Genomic DNA, 1,473 nt, shown 5'->3' on the forward strand with positions numbered 1-1,473 from the left:
CGGTGGCCTGATGCCGTCATTCCGGTGGGGTGAACGTGCGGACCGGTCATTTCGACTCCTTGGAAGCGACACCGCCGACCATTTGGCCTTCTGGCGGGGTCGAAAGTGACCACGGAAATGGGTCGGGGCGCGTGTCGTCAACCTGGTGCCGCCTCATGGGGCGTGCGGAGTCGGTCAGGTGATGAGGGCGATGCGTCGGTAGGCATCGAGGAGCACCGGGGCGGTCGGCCAGCCGTCGATGATCCGCACGACGCTCTGGCGTGCCCGGTGCACGAGGCGTCCCGGAGCGTGGAATATCCCCCAGCGGAGTGCCTTGGGTCGGGCGTCGGTCCAGGATCCGTCGAAGCACAGCAGTTGGAACCATCGCACGAGGTCGGCGGCCAGGGCGACGGTCATCAGCCAGGTGGTGTTGGCCTCGAAGCTGGCGAAGGGGAACCGGCACAGCCCCGAGTCCTTCAATCGTTGGATGTGGGACTCGACGTGGGCGTGGGCCCGCATGGTGGCATCCAGCGCTCTCGGGTCGCCGTCTTGGTCGGTGTAGAACCCCCAGTAGCGGTAGTCGAGGCTTGGGAACAGGCTGCGCTGGGCACCGGGATGGAGCGGTTCACGTCGGACGATCAGCCGGGTTCGGGAGGGGAACTTCGCTCCGTCGATCAGGCTGGTGAGCTCGGCCACCGCTGCTCCTTCCTTCAACTCGCCGTCCTGGGCGAGGGCGGGAAGCCACACCTCTTCGATCCCGATGGCATCGAAGATGGCGGCCGTGACCTGGGGATTGGATCGGGCAGACACGTAGAAGCCGATGTTGCGGGCCCGACACGCAGCCAAGAAGCCCTCGGTGCACCCGGCCGAGTCGGCCCGCATGATGACGTCGCGCTGCACGAGGTCGGACTCGTCACCTTCGTGGTGGCCCACAGCGATAGGGGCCGGCAGCTGGGCGATGGCCTCATCGAGCACGGTGATGTGATCGGCGACGGTGTTGGAGCCGGCGTTCCCCGGGCGCAGCAGTGCAGACAGCGTCTCACCCGTGGCGTCCGCAAAGCAGAACAGCGGATGGAAGCCGAAGCCGCCCTTGAAGGTGGGCGCTGTCTGCTCCTTGTTCTCCGAGTGGATCTCGACCAGGGAGGCGTCGATGTCCAAGAGGACGGGGTCACCCGCCGTCGTCGTCGTCGAGCGGGACCACACCTGCGCTCGCATCACCGCCATCGCTTCGGCGATCCCGGAACGGGTCGACGACGTGATCTCGCGGAACGTCCGGGCAACCGTGGTGTCCGACGGCACTGAGCCGAAGAGGTCATCACCGATGCGCAGGTGCTCGATGTCGAGACAGCTCTCACCGCCACCGGCGAGGGTGAGTGCCATCTGGACGAGCACCTTGCCCCGGTCGTGGATGGGAACGCCGGCGCCACTCCACGGGATCCGGGAAGACAGCGCATCACCGAGCCCCAATCGGTCGGCAAAGGACCCAAGAGCGTG

Annotated in this window: 1 protein-coding gene; it reads right to left on the minus strand. The window is 66.7% G+C overall.

Features of this window, described 5'->3' with window-relative positions; translation table 11 throughout:
- Positions 1-174 precede the first annotated feature (174 nt).
- Positions 175-1,473, minus strand: a 1,299-nt coding sequence (locus IVW53_15985; GenBank protein ID MBF6607063.1) for an IS1380 family transposase, incomplete at its 5' end; no start/stop codon positions are given.

The organism is Chloroflexota bacterium (assembly GCA_015478725.1).
Classification (GTDB): domain Bacteria; phylum Chloroflexota; class Limnocylindria; order Limnocylindrales; family CSP1-4; genus C-114.